Origin of the sequence: Candidatus Chlorohelix allophototropha (assembly GCF_030389965.1) — a bacterium.
GTDB lineage: Bacteria > Chloroflexota > Chloroflexia > Chloroheliales > Chloroheliaceae > Chlorohelix > Chlorohelix allophototropha.
In genome coordinates this window covers 39,134-54,957 of the sequence record NZ_CP128403.1, presented here as the reverse complement: position 1 = coordinate 54,957, position 15,824 = coordinate 39,134, and the positions used below count along the sequence as shown (strand labels likewise).

Annotated in this window: 13 protein-coding genes; 3 read left to right on the top strand and 10 right to left on the bottom strand. The window is 47.3% G+C overall.

What is annotated here, in order from left to right:
* Position 1: 1 nt before the first annotated feature.
* Together OZ401_RS25690 and OZ401_RS25685 are read right to left on the bottom strand one after the other, a co-directional pair.
* Positions 2-3,001 carry a BPTD_3080 family restriction endonuclease gene (locus tag OZ401_RS25690; protein WP_341472305.1) on the bottom strand — a complete coding sequence of 1,000 codons (3,000 nt, stop codon included), beginning with the start codon at positions 2,999-3,001 and terminating at the stop codon, positions 2-4.
* Between the two features lie 911 nt (positions 3,002-3,912).
* A complete protein-coding gene (locus OZ401_RS25685; protein WP_341472329.1) occupies positions 3,913-5,895 on the bottom strand; it encodes a plasmid replication protein, CyRepA1 family in 1,983 nt (660 codons plus the stop codon).
* Between OZ401_RS25685 and OZ401_RS25680 the strand changes: the two genes are divergently transcribed.
* Complete coding sequence (locus OZ401_RS25680; RefSeq protein ID WP_341467879.1) at positions 5,872-6,963, top strand: IS4 family transposase; 1,092 nt, start codon at positions 5,872-5,874, stop codon at positions 6,961-6,963. The two genes, OZ401_RS25685 and OZ401_RS25680, sit on opposite strands and share 24 nt — an antisense overlap.
* Here OZ401_RS25680 and OZ401_RS25675 read toward each other — a convergent pair.
* Positions 6,935-8,296, bottom strand: a complete 1,362-nt coding sequence (locus tag OZ401_RS25675; protein WP_341472304.1) for a hypothetical protein — start codon at positions 8,294-8,296, stop codon at positions 6,935-6,937. The genes OZ401_RS25680 and OZ401_RS25675 overlap by 29 nt on opposite strands.
* Before the next feature lie 759 nt (positions 8,297-9,055).
* Between OZ401_RS25675 and OZ401_RS25670 the strand changes: the two genes are divergently transcribed.
* Positions 9,056-9,301, top strand: a complete 246-nt coding sequence (locus OZ401_RS25670) for a UPF0175 family protein (protein ID WP_341472303.1) — start codon at positions 9,056-9,058, stop codon at positions 9,299-9,301.
* 778 nt (positions 9,302-10,079) lie between these two features.
* Here the strand turns inward: OZ401_RS25670 and OZ401_RS25665 are convergent.
* From OZ401_RS25665 to OZ401_RS25645, 5 genes are read right to left on the bottom strand one after another with little or no spacing between them, the layout of a single operon-like run.
* On the bottom strand, positions 10,080-11,039 hold the full coding sequence (locus OZ401_RS25665) for a tyrosine-type recombinase/integrase (RefSeq protein WP_341472302.1): 960 nt from the start codon (positions 11,037-11,039) through the stop codon (positions 10,080-10,082).
* A 42-nt stretch (positions 11,040-11,081) separates the two neighbouring features.
* Positions 11,082-11,417, bottom strand: coding sequence for a TfoX/Sxy family protein (locus OZ401_RS25660; RefSeq protein WP_341472301.1), 336 nt, complete (start codon positions 11,415-11,417; stop codon positions 11,082-11,084).
* A gap of 22 nt (positions 11,418-11,439) precedes the next feature.
* Positions 11,440-12,000, bottom strand: coding sequence for a Uma2 family endonuclease (locus OZ401_RS25655; protein WP_341472300.1), 561 nt, complete (start codon positions 11,998-12,000; stop codon positions 11,440-11,442).
* Positions 12,001-12,038: 38 nt separating this feature from the next.
* On the bottom strand, positions 12,039-12,614 hold the full coding sequence (locus tag OZ401_RS25650) for a type II toxin-antitoxin system RelE/ParE family toxin (RefSeq protein ID WP_341472299.1): 576 nt from the start codon (positions 12,612-12,614) through the stop codon (positions 12,039-12,041).
* 2 nt (positions 12,615-12,616) lie between these two features.
* On the bottom strand, positions 12,617-12,961 hold the full coding sequence (locus OZ401_RS25645) for a helix-turn-helix domain-containing protein (protein ID WP_341472298.1): 345 nt from the start codon (positions 12,959-12,961) through the stop codon (positions 12,617-12,619).
* A 273-nt stretch (positions 12,962-13,234) separates the two neighbouring features.
* Here OZ401_RS25645 and OZ401_RS25640 point away from each other — a divergent pair, with 273 nt between their 5' ends.
* A complete protein-coding gene (locus OZ401_RS25640; RefSeq protein WP_341472297.1) occupies positions 13,235-15,112 on the top strand; it encodes a DUF4231 domain-containing protein in 1,878 nt (625 codons plus the stop codon).
* Between the two features lie 20 nt (positions 15,113-15,132).
* Here OZ401_RS25640 and OZ401_RS25635 read toward each other — a convergent pair whose 3' ends face one another.
* Together OZ401_RS25635 and OZ401_RS25630 are read right to left on the bottom strand one after the other, a co-directional pair.
* The gene (locus OZ401_RS25635; protein WP_341472296.1) at positions 15,133-15,486 is read right to left on the bottom strand and encodes a DUF5615 family PIN-like protein; all 354 of its coding nucleotides are present in this window, start codon (positions 15,484-15,486) and stop codon (positions 15,133-15,135) included.
* Positions 15,483-15,719, bottom strand: a complete 237-nt coding sequence (locus OZ401_RS25630) for a DUF433 domain-containing protein (RefSeq protein ID WP_341472295.1) — start codon at positions 15,717-15,719, stop codon at positions 15,483-15,485. The genes OZ401_RS25635 and OZ401_RS25630 overlap by 4 nt, the downstream gene beginning before the upstream one ends.
* Between the last annotated feature and the right edge of the window lie 105 nt (positions 15,720-15,824).

Sequence of the window (15,824 nt, the reverse complement as noted above, 5' to 3'; positions counted from 1 at the left end):
ATTATTCCTTCTCTAACTTAAACACTGATCGAATGGTATTCTCAGCATCCCAAGGGTCGGTAATCTGGATAAAAGCCCAGCGTCCATAGCCACCGTGATTATTTACTGCCGGAACCCACAGGTTACGAGCAGTCGCTACTTTGGCGGCTTTATCCTTACGCGGTTCCCCGGATACTTCCAGTATCAGGTTCAGCAAATCCTGTGGGTTATTCCGGTCGTTATAGTGCACCACGAAATCGGGTAGATATTGCCGCTCTACCCCGTCAATGGTATAGGGAATAGTGAAGTTCAAACCCTGATTCTTGACGTAGCACACCACCTCCGGCATATCTTCCAGCACCTGCGCCAATTTCTGCTCCCAGCTTTGGGTGTCGCAGACCACATGCGAGATGTGGCACTTCTGGGGGTGGGTGGCGTAAACCGGGCGAGTGGTGTCAAAATCCACGTAGCGGGTAGAGCTAACCGTATCGTAAGGGCGCAACACCGGCTGAAGCTGCTTCTCGCCCTCCTCAGCCCCCACAATTGCCTGATAGATTTTGTCGCGGGCATTGTAAGAATGCTGATCCAGCAAAAGTAGCTGAGGGAAGGTATTGGCTTTGAAATGGACACATTCTTTCAGCCAGTGGCGGGTTATTTCCAGCAGTTGCGGAAACAGCCAGAATTTAACCGATAAGTTGCTTTCCTCTTTATCTGCCGGAAAATAGTGTCTCAATACTTCGTGAGCTAACTTAAAGACAACCTCTTGCTCCCGACGTTTTAGTAGAGGATCGAGATTGTGAACTTCGCTTTCGCCCACAATGGACTGCATCTCGGTTTTGGTGGGTACATCGGCAGTGGAAAGCGCCATCGCCGAGTCCTCACTGAACTTGTATTTCAGCTTTTCGGTGGCTATGGCGTATCGGTAGCCGGTCAGTCGCGGGAAAGAGATTTCGCACTCTAGCCGATTCTCTAACGCCCGCACACGAGTGACAGTTTTGCCACTCTGGACAACCTGCTCGGTTCCGGCACAGGGAATAAAGGAGAATGGCACACCGTAAACCTCGGCGTATTCCGGCTCGAAAAAGCCTTCCGCATTAGTCTGGTAACTGCGGCGGCGCAAGCCTCGCCCCACCACCTGCTCACACAAAAGTTGCGTCCCGAAAGCCCGCACTCCCAGAATATGGGTTACAGTGTTGGCATCCCATCCCTCTGTCAGCATCGAAACCGATATCACACATTTGACCTGCTCGCCCAACTTGCCGGGCTTACCCACCGTATTCATCACTTCCCGCAGCAAATCTTCATCGGTCAACTCATCGGCATTGCGTCCTGGGAAGCGCTGGCGATAATCTTCCTTGAACTCCTCAATCTCACGACTGGCAATCTTCTTGAAGTCGGCGCTCATCGCCTCACCCGACTCCAGTTGCTCACTATCAATCAGGATGGTGTTGGGGCGTGCCAACCAGCGTTCGTCCGAAACATTGCTGAAAATCGCGTACTTGCCCGGCACCAGCGCCTTCTGCCCGTTGGGTAGGGTTTTCTCGTAACCGGCTATTTTGTCGTACACCAGTTTGGAAACGTTAGTGTTATTGCAGACCACAATCATCACCGGGGGAGTCTGGTCAGCCCCTTCCGCTGCTTTCCACAAGGCGTAATACTTTTCGTAGTTGGTATAGAGGCTTTGCAGCGCCCCTTCCAGTTCCAGCGGCAGAATCGGGTCAGCCCCTTCGCTCTCATCGCGAGTGCCACGCCCCTTCTTGGGCAGCCCCTCTCGGATGCGTAGCCAGAGGTCACGATAGGTCGGCTGCTCACCGGTCATTGAGTCGTCCGCTACCGGCACCCTCGGCACTTTCACAATCCCGCATTCGATTGCATCAATCAGCGAGAAGTCCGAAACCACCCAACCAAAGAGTGTGCCCTCCGGGTAGCCCGAACCTTTCAGAAAGAAGGGGGTAGCGGAGAGGTCGTACACCATCTTCACGCCCAGCTTCTCTTTCACAGCTTCCAGCCCTGAAATCCAGATACGGGCTTCCTCTTCGCGTTTCTCTGCCTCTTTTCTCTCATCGCCCTTTAGAGCTTCGCCCCCATCATCCGGCTTACGGCGGTAACAGTGGTGTGCCTCGTCGTTGATAACGATGACATTCTTTTTGGTGCCAAGCTCCCGGCAAACCCTTCGCACCATCTGATCGGGTGTTTCGGTGAAGGGGCTGCTCGCCTGCCCCTGCTTGAGAATGCTCTTGGTGAGCGCTCCAGCATCGGTGTGTTCTCTCAGCTTGAAGGAGTGGAAGTTGGTGATTACCAACTTGGCTTTGTGCAACTGCTCCATCAGGTCAGGGGGGAGTAAATCGCGTTGTCGGTAGTAGTTCTGCGGATCGTTGGGTAGCAATACCCGCAAGCGGTCTTTGATGGTGATACCAGGCGTGACAATCAGGAAGGTGTCAGAGAATCGGCTATCCTGTGGGTTAGCGAGCTTATTAAGCGCTTGCCAGCTAATGAGCATTCCCATCACCACCGTCTTTCCGCTACCGGTAGCCATTTTGAAAGCGAGACGGAACAGCTTGGGGTTAGCTACGGCGTTCTGCTCTTTAAGCCACTGCTCAACCACCCAACTATCACCGTATTTAGTGGCAACTTCGGCGATATAGATGGCAGTCTCCAGCGCTTCAATCTGGCAGAAAAAGAGTTTTTTCTCGCGGTCTGGGTTAGTCCAGTATTCCAGCAAGCGGCGAGTGGTAGCCGTAACGCCGGTGTAGTTCCCCTGTCGCCATATCTTCACCCGCTCTCGCAAGCGATTGATATTGTCGTTCTTCTTTTCGCGCTCTTCAATCCAACCCTCCATGTAATCCATAGAGGTCTGTCCTTTAGCCTTACCTTTGGGCTTGGGGATAGGGATGAAGTAGGAACTGGGGCGGCGCTTTTCTAAAATTTCGTCGGTGATACCGCGTTCGTCGAACCTAAAGTGGCGCTTCGGCTCGGAGAAAGGGGAATTGAGGATAGGATTCTCGATTACAACTTGCTTCATCGCGGCTGGATTCCTGTGCAATTGTTTAGTTTCATTCTTTCAGGTTGTAAGACTCGTAGTGTGTAAATAGCAAAACCGTTTTTCAACATGTTGGTAGTTTCTATGAATCTGTTTATGAGCCTCTTGGAAAAGAGGCTCATCCTCTATTAAATAATATTCCCACTGACACAACAAAGTTCGCCATGAATTTCAGGGGAATTTTGTTGCACAACTCGTTATAGGGTAGCACTACACACTAATTTGCATGTTGGAATTAGCACACCCAAAAATCTGCTCTGAAGGCTTTTGGAATGGATGCAAAAGTGTCGCGTAAGGACGGTCAAGATGTAGTTCGATGTTATCAAAGACTTTGGGCACGGGCTATCCTTCTGTTCAACGCTAAATCGCCAACATTACAACTTTTACTGCAAACCCGATTTAACCAGCTTCACTCAGGGATAGGCTATATTGGGGATACTTCTGGCATGTTACAGAAGATTAGCCTTTTGGTATGCTAACAATTTAACATTAAAACATTACAATGACAATTACTTCTAATTAGAGTTGAATAAGCTTTTAAGTACATCATAAATTCTAGGTTGTATTGTCTTAGTGTCTTCTGGCAGGCTTTAACACGAACTGAATCTGTTCGGGGGTAATGGCATATGCAAAAATGATGCAAACAATCTCAAACACCAACAATCGTGCTGGAGTTGAGATTGTTTGATTTCCAGATGCTCGCCAGTCTCAAGCATAAGTCAAAACGCGGGGGCGCCTGAGTAACACCTAGGTGTGTCTATAAGCGTGCTGTACATGCTGGTAGTCTTGTCTCAGCGAGGCAAAGTTGACCTGTGTCTCTTTTGTAGTCAACACGATTATTATATATATATACATAAGGGTCGACTACACAGGTATGTGTGCTGCTAGCGCAATCACGCTGTGTCTCTTTTGTAGTCAACACGATTATTATATATATATACATAAGGGTCGACTACACAGGTATGTGTGCTGCTAGCGCAATCACGCTGTGCCTCTAATTGTAGCCTCTCGGCATACTTCAAAGCTTTATCGAAACTTTCCCTGTCCAACCTGTAGTAATAAACCTGCTTGCCACGCTTGCCAAACCTCCGGTGTTTTAGCTTTATTCCTACCTGCTGTAATACTTCTGCTAGAAATTGCACTGGCTTATCTGGAAAATCGCGGTGTAGATATAGCCCTAGGTCGCGCCGGATTAGAAGCTTATTTTTGAGTGTCCAGCGCACCGCTTGGGACAAGTCTTTAGCACAAAATTCTTTATCGAAAGTAAAATAACCGTCATCGTCTAAAACACAAAATTGCTTTAATATTTCAATTCGCCGGTATGTTGCAAGCGTATAGCCAGTAAAATCTGTAATCAGCCTGTCAGTATTCAACATATCTTTATCATCAAGTTCTAAGGAGTCTCGGTAGCCAAGCAGTAAGGCAAGATTGAAAATCGAAATGCGAGTTTTGCCCTCTCGGTCATATTCAAGCAAATCCTTAGTCGGTGTTTCTTTGTAAAAGTCTTTTATCTTGTTTCTTTCCAAAGTAACACGTTCGCTTCTGGACAGACCGTTTTCCCTACGTTTTAGTTTCTGGACATCCCTCATTTCAAGGTCCGGCGCGTCAAGAACAGCCTGGATTCCCTTCTCTTTTATGATTCCCTTGGTCTGAGTTCGGGCTTTAGAGTATTCAAGCGTTTCGACTTCGGCAGTGCACTCTTTTACCTGGTAGCCTTCGAGTTCTGCCTGGAGATAAAAGTTTTCAGCAAGTTTGTTGTGGCTGATAGCATCCTGCGCCTTATACGCACCGTATAGTTTGAGCTGACGCTGTTCTATAGCGGCGGGTATTCGTCTGCCTTGAACATCGTAACCGACAATCAAGCCAGTATCTACGGCTCTTTCAACACACTCTTTGCGGTAGTATTCGGGGTCGATTGGGTGGTTTTCTTCAGTCGGATCTATCCAGCAAAAAATAGCCTTTGCCTTCCGATTACGGCTCATATGCTGCAATAAATCACGGTGATTAGTGGACCGCCTTGCTCCTATTACGAAGGTATAATCAAAATGCTCTACCGAAATATCACAGCCAGTTCCAATGCTTGGTGAGGCTAAAAGAATATCGTAATCAATTACATTCTCATTCAGGTTTTTTGCAAACTCTCGAATTGCTTCTTCATTTGAGTTGTCGCTAGTGATAGACATTACCCGCAAGTTCGGGAATTGTGCTTTAATAATTGCGGTTTGTATGACAACTTCACTCTTTGAATTACAGGCAAAGTAAATCTTGCCACCAATCCTTAAGATATGGCACATATGGGATAACAACTCGGTTTTCTTCTCAAAAGAGTAAAGCGGAATATTCTTTTCAGGCACGAAGTCATTTACCACGACCTCAATATTTTTTTTTCCCTTCAATCCACAAAGGTAGTCATAAGTTACTTTGTCAAGGTCGGCATCCATAACCAGCACCTTATGAGCATTTCTTATTAAGGCTTCAAAGGCTACCCGGACGATTCGGCGCGACTTAGAAAGTGTTTTGGAAAACGTTAAATACCTGAGAATTTGTGTTACTTCGTCAAGGATAAGCAAATCTCTGGAAGAACCCAAATTGATTAAATGCTGGAGGCTATCAACCGTGATTGACAAGCGAGGCGCGTCAGATAATTCGCGCTGTTGCATAATACCCTCTTCTCGGAAATCTAGATAATTCTCCAGACCAAACCGGCGGCTTAGTTCTTGAGTAAGAATAACCCTATGTGAAATTTTGCTACCGTACAGATATAAAGGAGAGGAAAAGGAGGAGAAGGTTGAGGCAGAGTGGTAAACTGTAGTTTTCTTACCGACCAAAGTAGAAAGCAAAAGGATACCAAAATGAGTGACAACCTTCGCCGACATCGTGCCATAAAACAGCAATTGTTGCAACTCCACCCACAAGCGCAGGGGCGCGAATTACAATATTTAACAATTCTAGCGATGGTGATCAGTGGGATTGTAGGTAGTCGGCATAGTGCGTTGCCTAATATCGCCGCCAAAGTGCCAGATAAAACTAAACGGGAAAGCCGCATCATCCGAATGCGCCGATTGCTCAAAAATGATAACTTTAACCAAAAAGTGGTGTATGCTCCTTTCGCCAAACAATTGCTGAGTAGCCTGTGTCATTGTCCACTGGTACTGGTGATAGATGGCAGTCAGGTTGGTGCTGGTGGAATGGGCTTAGTAATCAGTGTAGTATATCAGGGGCGGGCTTTACCTTTGGGTTGGTTGGTGGTTAAGGCTAAAAAGGGACATTTAGCTCAAGCTTTGCACATCAGATTGTTAAAGCAAGTTCACTCGTTGGTTCCGTCTGGTAGCCAAGTAGTCTTTTTGGGTGATGGTGAATTCGATGGCTGTCGTTTGTTAAGACGGTTAGATTATTACGGTTGGCAGTATGTCTGTCGTACTGCTAAAAATAGCCAGGTCTGGTTGGATGAACAAGCTCATTATGCCATCAGTAAGTTAGGGGTTCAGCCTGGTCAGGTAGTGAGTCAGAGCGGCGTAGCATTCAGCAAACACGAGTACGGACCAGTACTGGTCATAGCGGTCTGGCAAAAGCCTTACCGTGAGCCACTTTATCTGGTGAGTAATTTGGCTCTAGCCCAGGAAGCAATCCGGTACTACAAAAAGAGGTTTAGGATTGAAACCTTCTTTTCCGATAGCAAGAGCCGAGGGTTTCGGCTGGACAAGAGCCATTTGGATGACCCTAAACGGCTAGAAAGGTTATTGTTAGCGGCTTGTCTGGCTTATCTTTGGATTGTACATCTGGGTACGATAGCTTTAGCTGAAGGCTGGAACCGGGTCATTCATCGCACCGAACGACTGGATTTGAGCCTGTTCAATTTAGGTTTGAACCTGCTTGAGCATTTTTTGAATGAACATTTACCCTTACCAGTCGCCTTTATCCCTTTTCTTTTAGAGGATTTCTAATTGTGTACGGTAGCAAATGTGAAATACAAAGAACCTTGGCAGTTTTTGGCAAACTGGCTATTAACCGAGCAGCAGCTTCAGTCTTACCAGTTCCCTTGCCAGATTTAAGCATAGTCACAGCTTTAGTAAGTTCAATATCTGGCATAAAGGCAGTATTATAACGTTTATCAACTTTCACCCCTGCCAGCGTATCTAGTCTGGCACGTGCTTCTTTATGTTTCTTTGCTTTCCAGCTTGCTACAATCCGTTGAAGCGCTCTTTTAACCTCAACCTCTGTATTAGACCTCTGCGAGGTGTATTTACCACCGGTCAATTGGTCTATAAAGTCGGCGTTTTCACCTATCAAAGCTTCGTTTTGGGTTGCTCTCCACGCTCTATCTATAAGCCGATAGAAGTTCTTTGACCTATCGCCGGTTATTGGCATAGTTGCGGCTTGCTTCTGTAGCCAAGCCAGAAAGTATTTCAAGTCTTTTGTGTGAAGTCCAACTATACCACTAGCACTGGTCACATCGGCCTTTTTTCGAGTTTCCTTTTGGGCTTGTTTCTGGCTTTCTTCGCGTTTGATTTCCTCGATTTCTTCCAGGATTAAGCGGGTAAGCTGTTCATTCTCCCAGCGTTTCGGCGGGTTGGTTTCGTCATAGTTAAGCCATTTACGAGCGTAGCCTTGCGCCAGAAAGGCCCTGCCCTCGATATCCTTCTTTGGGTTAGGTGGGCGGAATGTTCCAGCTAAAGATAGAATACGTGAAATATCAAAGCCTTCCAACTTTATAGTTCCGGTCAAACAAAACTCCTGTGCCGTTTCGTCAAAGAGGGGCTTTATGAGTTTTTCGATTACTTGCCTTACCGCCTGATTAACCAAGTCACCACCGCAAAAATCAGCCGTGATAATCGAATTAATCGGGAATTCAATATGACAACCAGCGCCGGAATCCAAAACCGGCAACTCTTCGGGATAGCCCAATAAGGCAGATACTTTCTTGCCAAAAGCAAGTCCGAATTCTTTTACTTTTTCTGGGTTTTTAGGGTCTTCGAAGTCAATTTGCAGGTTCGAAACAACTTCGATTGATTTGTTAAATGGCTTTTTGGGATTGCCGCTCTTATTCAGTTCAGAACTCTGGTTAATTTGGGTCCAGACTGCCTCGGCATGTACACTGGCGGTATGCGGTTTTGCTACACATAGCGCGGTTTTGACGTTGCCTGTGCTATCCAATTTGGGGCAACCAGTTTGGGGATCTAAGGGTGTCCACTTCTTAAAATGTCTATTATAGTCTTCTGGCAGACCCAGAAAAGCAAGATGGCTCTTGAATAAAGCGGCATTGTAATTTCCTTCCATCACGACCTCCATATATTTTGAAGGCTTTGAGGATTGTATTCAATATTTGAGTATTGTATAATAACCCCAAAGTCCACTTAATATCAATAACCGTTGACAAAATTTCGAACTATAAGTCAGCGGTTTTTTCCAGTATTTAGATAGACTAGAGAATTGGTCCACGTATGAAATAGATTAGCCCCCCTTTTAAAGGGCTATTGTTTTATAATGCAGTTACTTATCAGCTTGAACAGAACACTTTGTGGAATCTAGGTTTATACTATACGCTGATTTGCTTCATAAACTGATATTACTTGCCAAAGCAATATAGGTTCCAATTCTCAAGAAGACCTTTTACTAATCCAAAGTTTTCAACTCATCAAAAATATACAAAAAAAGGTGCTACTCGGTTAGGAGTGCCTGGTTCAAAATATTTTCTTATTCCTATTTATTTCTGGCGGTGTTTTCACCAGACAAGTCACATTTACGAGAAAAACCATCGTATTTCCTTAAATACGAATCATGAGAATTAATGTACTATAATAGATTGTAAGTTATGTCAAAGTGTTTTTCAATAGGTTAGGCGAAACAGTTTTAAGCAAGTTAAATGTTAAAGAAATTTCAAAATATGCAACAAAACTGGAACTGCTTGAAAGAGTTATTCTCTGAAGACGGATGAGGGAATCGCGCTGGTGGAGGGGCATTGACGGCAACTAACGCAGGTCTTACCATATAAAGGCAGGATGCCACTCAAAGGAAGTAGAGAAGAGGTAAACGGAAATGAGCATTGAAATATCCGATGAGCTGATACGCGCCACCGGAATGAGCGAAGCAGAAATGGCGCAGGAAATAGCTATATTGCTTTTCCAGAAGGGCAAATTAACCCTTGCCCAAGCTGCCCATTTAGCACAGCTTAACCGCATGCAGTTTCAGCATCTACTCGCCAGTCGCCAAATCCCGGTTCATTACGACACGGCTGACTTGGAAGAAGATTTGCGAAACTTGAGAGTTTTGGGGCAAGCATGATAGTGGTTAGCAACACCTCCCCAATAAAAAACCTTGTGATGTGGCTCTTAGACGATAGATAAGGGTGGACAAGCATAGAAATTCAGCTTATAGGACAAACTGCACCTGGATTGGATTTCAATATAAAAATCATCCGGGAGGGTGAGGAAAAAACTTTTGATTTATTCCATACTTGTATCAAAGTATTAACAGCCCGTCGAGCCGTTGCCAGACCCGTCAAGATGGCAAACCTAGACAAGAACCCCCTTCAAGTTGCCCCGTTTGCAAAAGCAACGTAATCGTTGAGCAGTGGACTAACAAAGAAAATAAAGCGTTCGATATATTAGCGCACTTCAAGCCGGTGTTTAGGCTGACACAAGCTAGTTAACCAACTTTTATCAGCTTTGCCGGTGGCTTTGTAACCGGCGCTGATTATACCGTCATTAGAACTAAGCCCAAATAAGGTTTACTGTCAAAGGAGGCTACTCTTGGTGACGGTTATTAGGAAAATACCACCGGGTAAACTGTTAGAAACGGTAGATTGTTATGGTTGTAACCAGAATATCATTTGTGAAGAAGCTTCAATCTGCCTAGAAACACACTGTAAATCTGAGGATGGTACCGCTGCATTGTTATACGTCTATTATCACCCTGAATGCTGGGAGGCTACCATCACATATACAAACAAAATAAAAAACGGTTTTTAAAAAGAAAAGGCCGGGTGCTGGTCCCGGCTCTTTATTACTGAAGCATGGAGGGCTATAGAAGTATGAAACAAACGCTAATTAGTTATATACTTTTAGCCCCCAATTAGCGCCTCTACCCCCTGCCAACTGACGTCTTTTACCGCCTCTAAACTGTTGATATATATCTGGGTGGTGGCAATGCTGGAATGGTCGAGGAATTGGCTGACCTCTTCCAAGTCTGCTCCCGACCTTCTTCTCAGCTTGGCAGCGGTATGCCGGAGTGAATGTACTTTTATATGCTCCAGTCCGGCCAGCTTAGCGGCGCGGTCAACTATCTGGTTGATGGTGATGGGGGCGATGGGGCGTTCCTCGGCGGCTTGATGTTGGGTGGCGACGAAGAGGGGGCTGTCGGGGCGCATGGTTTCTAGTCTACCCGCCGCTTTGAGGTAGTTTTGGAGGGCGCTCCACACCGGGGGCGGGATTTCGCGCCAAGCGCTTTTGTGTCCCTTGCCGGTGTAGTGATATTCCAGTTTGCCCGCTTCGCTGCCCGGTCGTATATCTTGCCAGCACAGTCGGGCTATTTCACTTCTTCTTCTTCCGGTGTAGAGGTAGAAAGCCAGTAGGGCGTAATCTCTTAACCCTTTGATGGTGGCGCGGTCGCAAGCTTTTAGCAGGGCCTTGGCTTGTTCGGGGGTTAGTCCTTGGGCATGTTCGTAGGGGTTGACATGGGGGCGCTGTACGGCGCTGGCAGGGTTGAAGCTGTGCAGGTATTGTCCGGGGGTTACCTCATATCTTTGGGCGAAGCGGTAGAAGCTGGAGACGGCTGCCAGTCTAGCTTTGATGGTGGCATTGGCCAGTCCGGCTTGGTGCATCTCACTCGCCCAGCGCTGGCAATCTGAGCCGGTTATCTGAGCGGGGTGTTTGCTCACCGAAGCCATGAACAGGCGCATGTTTGCCTCGTATTCGTTTCTGGTGCGTTTGCTGCCCCGGCGCGCTTCGGCTGCTTCCAGCCACCTTATGGCGGCTTCCGCCCATTTGTCTGCTTCGATTGTTACCAGTAGGTTGTCCATCATTCGCCCCTTCTCTTACCCCACAGCCATTTGTTCCAATAGCGCTCACTCTTTAGGTCTCTTGAGTTTCTTTTTTGGTAGCGGTAATGCTGGAGCGGTGATTTGTATTAGCTGCACTAACCAGTCACGGTCATCCCATTTGTCACCGCTGATAAGCAGACAGGCTTTTGCGCCGGGATACGGTATCCCTTCTACAAATTCACCGATATAGGCTTTTCCGGCAGCAGTAGGTTTGACAAAAAGTTGGTCGTCACAAACCAGCGCCACCATCTTTCCCTCATAAAATATGCCATATTCGCCAAACATCTTTTTGGCATAGACTGTTCCGGCGGCTGCAATTTGTTCGATGATGTAATCAACGGTACTTTGCCGGGATGCCATAGTGATTACTCCTCATTCCTGCTCAGCCCCTATTCTCAAACAGCGGCACTAAAGAAACACTAAAGCCGGGTATTACCTCCCCACCGTCTAGCTCTCCCTGCTCCCCAATAGTCACCACCGGTTGTCCCGGTCGGTACACTTCGGCATTTTGCTGCTTAGGGTTTATGAGCCACACCAGCAACACCCCAGCTTCGATATAGCGTTTGGCTTTGGCGCGGGCTTGGGTGGGATGCTCCCAATCAGAAGATGACCACACTTCGGCTACCATATCTGGACGGGGCGCTGCTCCCAGCGAATCTGCGGGTTTGTTCTCTCTCTTCCAGAAGGCTATATCCGGTGCAGGGGCGTGGTTATCGCTTAACCGCACGTTTACTTCGCCAGTTAGCATTTCCCCGATTTGCTCTTTAGGGTCAAAGTTATAATACGCGACAATAAGGCGGCGGATAATACGCCCGTGATTAATGTGTGTCAGCGGTAGTTTTACCAGCCTCCCCTCCAGCAATTCGTAGCCGTTATCAAATTCCGGTAACTTCTCGAATTCTTCTACACTGTAGAGCCTTTCAGCCCCTGCTCGCATTGCCATACTTCACGTTTCCTCACTACTTGAGCGGCTAATAACTGTTATTCGCCCCTTCTACGCTTGCCCAGTTCGTCCTGAAGGTAAGCTATCGCCAACCGCTTGTAATCGGCTGATAATGTCCGTTTGGCGCGGTTCTGAAGGTATTCTACCCGGCTCTCTATGCTACTGCTTAAAATACCCTCGCCTTGCCATAGCTGGTATTCTACGCTGTTGACCGGCGCTTCGCCTAGCACAGCCTCGAAAGATTGCGGTTTTCGCGGTTTGGGCGGCGGCGCTGATGCCGTAAAGTCGGCGGTACTAAGTGGTTTGGTAATTTCCTCTGGGGGTAGTTCCATGCGTTTAGCGCTGTAAACTCTCAGAACTTTGATGGCGTTTTTGTCCATTCGCTCGAAATAGACCCTAAAGCTTCCGTTCATGATAGCCCACATTTTGATGTATTCAGGGGCGCCTTCCACATTCCGCTTCAACATTGGGTTTTCAGCTAGTTTTTCAATTTCCTTTAGTAGCGTGCCGGATAACCGGGCATAGGTGTCCGATTCGTATTTTCTTACCCAATGCTCAAAAATTTGGCGTAGGTCTTCTTTGGCGCGGTTGGTAAAGTCAACGATAGGCGGCATTATTAGGCGCTTGCCCTTTGGCGCTGGTTAAATTCTTTTTGAGCTAGAATCTCAGCCGCCATGCGTTTAATGTCTTCCATATAGGTGTGTGTGTCTATTAATTTCTCGGCTTCACTTTCGGTGGCAGCCTTCAGCACGCCCTCTAATTCCTCCGAAACGGGATGATAGGCTTCCGCTCCTCCACGTTTTGCTAAAAATGTATCCAACTCGCTTTTTTTAATGAGTTTCTGTCTGCTATCCAATTCGTCTGGAATAGCGGTCAGTTTGCCGGTGTTAATTAACTTTCTTAGGGTTACCAATGTAACCCCTAGATAATCGCACGCCTGTTTTAAGTTCATCAATTCCATAATATGTGCCTCCATACTAAAATGGTATCTATCGGCATATTATGGTATTCTTCGCTATATGTCAATAAATGGCTTGAGGTATAGTAAAGGTTTCTACTCCCACAAAACCTTATTTGGTACAACTGACGGGTTGCAATAAACTAGAATCGCTTGCATAATATTAAAGTCGAGCAGTATGGTGATTAAACTTTTGCTTGTATGCCAGCCATTACTCGGCGTAAACAGCATACAACGCTTCAAAGCATCAATTTGTTGCAGAGCGAGGCTAAACCCATGAGTGATACTCAGACTCCGCCACCTGCCGGCACGGCACAGACGATTGCTTTTCCCAACGGTAATAAAGCGCTCCTGCTGTCAATGACCCCCGGTGATGAACCGGGCAAGGTTCTGGAAGCTTTGAGTCTGAACCCACCTTCAAACGTTATTCTTGTTCTCGGAAATGCCGACCTGGCTATCCCCCAATTGGAATCGCGCCTGTTTCAGTTATTCAGTCGAGGGTTTGCCCGTGTAGTAGCACAACTCTCAGCCGGTAAGTCCGTTACGCTGGTGGATGAAGGTATTGCTTCCACGCTGGTTGATTTGTTGGGCAGAAGTTTCGCCGACCGGAATGTCAAAATCCCTATGCTCGGTATCGCGCCTGAAGGCAGGGCGCTGCTCCCGCCTATTGCTGCCCCACAAGACGGAAAATGGCCGCTCGAACCCAACCATTCCCATTTCGTTCTGGTAAAAGGGGCTAATGCTGGGGATGAGAGTGCCAGCCGGATTAATCTGGTAGCGACTTTATCCGATAAGGCGCAGCCGCTGGCAATTTTGGTGGGCGGAGATGATATAGCCAAACGAGAGATTCTGGCTTGCACCCGGCGCGACTATCCGATTATTGTGGTGAAGGGGAGCGGCGATTTAGCGGACAAGCTGGTCGAGCTGGTCGAGTCCGAACCGGATTTCGTGGAAGACCCTATGCTAGCGGAGATTGTGGCAGACGGTAATTTGCATTTCTTCAACCTAACCGAAACACCGGAAGAGTTCGGACGGCAAATTATGCTCCAGTTAAACTCTTCCAGAGAGAAGATTATCCAAAAAGCCAAAGAACGTTACAAGCTCTACAGCCATAACGCCGAGCGCTTCAAGAACAGGTTTCAGCTATTGCAATTGGCTATCCTGATATTGGGGGTGTTTGGGGCAGGCTTTGCAGTGTTGCAGACTTTCGCCAAACAGGTCAAGTGGGATAGTTGGGTTACCGATACTTTGTATTTTCTGGTATTGGGAGTGCCTGCGATTGTGACGGTATTAATTGCCGGGGCAAATTTCTTCAATATGGGTTCCAAGTGGGTATTGGTCAGAGCGGCTACCGATGCGGTCAAACGCGAGATGTTCCGCTACCGCACTCGCTCCGGTTCTTATAGTCTCAAGAGAGCAAAGAAGGACGGCACTACTCCTGAGATGTATCTCTCAAATATGCTGGAGGCTATTAGTCATAAGTGGCTGGAGAGCGAGGTTACCACTTCCTCCTTGCAAGAACCGGATAAGACGAAGGTGAAGAAGAAAAAGCCGGAGGAGAAAGCCAGCGCCACCGATGATGGGGTTAGCTTCCTCACGCCAGAAGAATACCTAGAGTTCAGGCTGGAGAACCAGCGCATTTATTACCGCAAGAAGGCTAAGGGACTGGACAGGCTGCGCTTCAGGTTGCAATGGGCTATTTTCTTATTTAGTGGAACCAGTACCGTCATAGCGGCAATCAGTAAGGAGTTGCTTATTCCGGTGATAACCGCCTTGGTGGGCGCTATCACTACGTATTTGGAATATATGCAGGTCACTAATACCCTCAAGCAGTATAACCGGGCTGCTCAGAGTTTGGAGAATATCCGGGATTGGTGGGTGGCTTTAACCCCAGACCAGCAGGCGGAACAGGTTAATATTGACAAACTGGTGGATATTACTGAGAACACGCTTCAGTCCGAACAGATTGGGTGGGTGCAACAGATGCAAACTGCGCTATCTGATTTGCAGAAGCACCAAGCCGAGAAGGGGGAGGATAACTCCGATGCTGCCAAAACGGGTAACTCCAGCGCAAACGGGCAACAGAGAGGCAAAGGTTCTTCCGCTCAGGGTGGCAAGCCTGAAACGGTTGGTTCAGAACCTTCCAATGCCTGAGAAAGAGTAGCAAAGAGATTTCAGGAGTGTAAAACCAGCCCATCTCTGGTCAGTTCTAGGAAATTATGACTCTCAAAAAGATTGACCAATAAAGCCAAATTGTGCTGAATTAGGCTTTCCAACACGTTATTAGTCACATTTCCGGTAGAAATGAGCAGCAGCTTATAGGGCTGACGCTGTAGAATGAATGAGTTTACAAAGTCTGAGTCTTTGGTCACAAGGATTGCCTGGTTCTCTAGCGAGAGGCTGTTTAACGCAGCGTCGGTAGTGCGATTGCCTTCAGGCAAATCAAGGGTGTGGATTGCTTGGTGCCCTGCCGCTTTAAGCCAGTACGCCACTCGGCGCGGTAGATGAGCATCAACCAGAAAATTCATGAGATGTCGGTAAAAATGCGTTTGGTGCGACTGAGGTGCGTGGCAAATTCCAGCGCGGCGAGTATATCTTCCCGTTCAAGGTCTGGGTAATCTGACAGGATTTCTTCGTAACTCATCCCGGAACTCAGCAATTCCAGCAATAATTCCACCGGATAACGCAGCCCACGAATACAGGGTTGTCCGTGATTAATCTCAGGATTAATTGTAATCCGCTCTAGCAATAAACTCATCACCACTCCTTAGCGCGCATGGAGCCTGTCTGCTTTTATAACCTTCCAAGGCTTGAGAAAGAGTAAAGGCCCAGCGGGAGCGAATCCAGGCTGCGCCCGTTATTAGAT

Excerpts from the sequence above, each read along its gene's own strand:
- OZ401_RS25690 (WP_341472305.1), bottom strand. The coding sequence starts at position 3,001 with ATGAAGCAAGTTGTAATCGAGAATCCTATCCTCAATTCCCCTTTCTCC.
- OZ401_RS25680 (WP_341467879.1), top strand. The coding sequence starts at position 5,872 with ATGAGTGACAACCTTCGCCGACATCGTGCCATAAAACAGCAATTGTTG.
- OZ401_RS25685 (WP_341472329.1), bottom strand. The coding sequence starts at position 5,895 with ATGTCGGCGAAGGTTGTCACTCATTTTGGTATCCTTTTGCTTTCTACT.
- OZ401_RS25675 (WP_341472304.1), bottom strand. The coding sequence starts at position 8,296 with ATGGAAGGAAATTACAATGCCGCTTTATTCAAGAGCCATCTTGCTTTT.
- OZ401_RS25670 (WP_341472303.1), top strand. The coding sequence starts at position 9,056 with ATGAGCATTGAAATATCCGATGAGCTGATACGCGCCACCGGAATGAGC.
- OZ401_RS25665 (WP_341472302.1), bottom strand. The coding sequence starts at position 11,039 with ATGATGGACAACCTACTGGTAACAATCGAAGCAGACAAATGGGCGGAA.
- OZ401_RS25660 (WP_341472301.1), bottom strand. The coding sequence starts at position 11,417 with ATGGCATCCCGGCAAAGTACCGTTGATTACATCATCGAACAAATTGCA.
- OZ401_RS25655 (WP_341472300.1), bottom strand. The coding sequence starts at position 12,000 with ATGGCAATGCGAGCAGGGGCTGAAAGGCTCTACAGTGTAGAAGAATTC.
- OZ401_RS25650 (WP_341472299.1), bottom strand. The coding sequence starts at position 12,614 with ATGCCGCCTATCGTTGACTTTACCAACCGCGCCAAAGAAGACCTACGC.
- OZ401_RS25645 (WP_341472298.1), bottom strand. The coding sequence starts at position 12,961 with ATGGAATTGATGAACTTAAAACAGGCGTGCGATTATCTAGGGGTTACA.
- OZ401_RS25640 (WP_341472297.1), top strand. The coding sequence starts at position 13,235 with ATGAGTGATACTCAGACTCCGCCACCTGCCGGCACGGCACAGACGATT.
- OZ401_RS25635 (WP_341472296.1), bottom strand. The coding sequence starts at position 15,486 with ATGAATTTTCTGGTTGATGCTCATCTACCGCGCCGAGTGGCGTACTGG.